This window comes from Pseudomonas fluorescens (genome assembly GCF_902497785.1).
Classification (GTDB): domain Bacteria; phylum Pseudomonadota; class Gammaproteobacteria; order Pseudomonadales; family Pseudomonadaceae; genus Aquipseudomonas; species Aquipseudomonas fluorescens_BO.
This window is the reverse complement of sequence record NZ_CABVHK010000064.1, coordinates 1-1,374: the sequence shown is the minus strand read 5'-3', so window position 1 is coordinate 1,374 and position 1,374 is coordinate 1. Positions and strand designations below refer to the sequence as shown.

The following is a 1,374-nucleotide window of genomic DNA, read 5'->3' as shown; positions in this document are numbered from 1 at the left end:
GGCAAGCCCGCTCCCACAGTGATCAGTGGTGGAGCACAATTCACTTTAAGACATAAAACCCTGTGGGAGCGGGCTTGCCCGCGAAGAGGTCGGGTCAGGCGCCATCAATCCCGGCAGGATTCAAACTTTCCAATCGCCCACAAAAAAGGCCGTTTTTTCACAAAAACGGCCTGTCCGAAGTAGCTAAAGACCGGCGAAAAACAGTTAAGTTCCGCCCAAAAAACAGTAACTTATAGAATTGTGTACAAGTCGTGTTACTCGTCGGATTTCGATTGTCACCGGCACGACACAGCCTCAGGATCGCGCCGTCATCCCCTTGAGGTTCCTCTATGAAGTTCTCCTCGATTCTCTTGTTGTCCCTTGGCCTGGTCAGTGGCTTCGCTTCTGCCGGAGGCACCACCGAAGCAGGTGTGGGCGGCGCATTGGGCGGGGTTTTGGGCTCGGTCGTCGGTCAATCGTTAGGCGGCAACACAGGTTCAACCATTGGTGCAGCCCTGGGCGGCGCCGGTGGTAGCGCAGTCGGCGCAGACAAACGCAGCCGTGGCGAAGCAGCCATTGGCGGTGCGTTGGGCGCAGCAGGCGGTAACGTGGTCGGCCGCAGCATGGGCGGCACCACCGGCAGCCTGATCGGCTCCGCAGCAGGCGGCGGCGCCGGTGGTGCGCTGGGTAACTATATGGGTAACAAGAGCGATGACGACGACAATGATCGTGGTCGTGGCGACCGCCGTCATTACCGGGATGGTCACCATGACCGTGGCCACCATTACGGCCACCGCAAACACAAACACAAATACAAACATCGCTACCGCGACTGAGGCTTGAATCGCCTCGTTACCGATAGATAGAAAATCGCAGCCAAAAGGCTGCGATTTTTTTTGCCGGTCAAACCACCAGACGCTCCAACGCCCCCCGTAAACCGGCAGGAATCGACACCGGCTGATTAGAGGCACGATCCACAAACACATGCACGAAACGCCCCGCCGCGCAGGCATCATCTTCACCGGCCTTGAATACCGCCAGTTCGTACTGCACCGAGCTGTTGCCGAGCTTGCCCACGCGCAGGCCGATTTCAATGCGGTCCGGGAAAGCGATGGAAGCAAAGTAATCGCACGCCGAACTCACCACAAACCCCACCACGTCACCCTCATGGATATCCAGACCGCCGACTTCGATCAGGTAGGTGTTCACTGCCGTGTCGAAGAAGCTGTAATAGGTGACGTTATTGACGTGACCGTAGGCGTCGTTGTCGTGCCAGCGCGTAGTGATGGGCTGGAAGTGTGGGTAGTCGGTGCGTTGAGGCATCAGCGTCGATTCCTGAAGTTGGATGACCAGTCTAAGGTTTAAACCGCGTTATCGTTCTTCGCGAGCAGGCTC

At 57.4% G+C, this 1,374-nt stretch carries 2 protein-coding genes; one reads left to right on the top strand and one right to left on the bottom strand.

The window, feature by feature from the left end:
- Positions 1-329: 329 nt before the first annotated feature.
- Entirely contained in the window at positions 330-815 is a 486-nt protein-coding gene (locus tag F8N62_RS31410; protein WP_150712476.1) for a glycine zipper domain-containing protein, read from the top strand.
- 67 nt (positions 816-882) lie between these two features.
- Here the strand turns inward: F8N62_RS31410 and F8N62_RS31405 are convergent, their stop codons facing one another.
- Entirely contained in the window at positions 883-1,302 is a 420-nt protein-coding gene (locus F8N62_RS31405; RefSeq protein WP_150712475.1) for an acyl-CoA thioesterase, read from the bottom strand.
- Between the last annotated feature and the right edge of the window lie 72 nt (positions 1,303-1,374).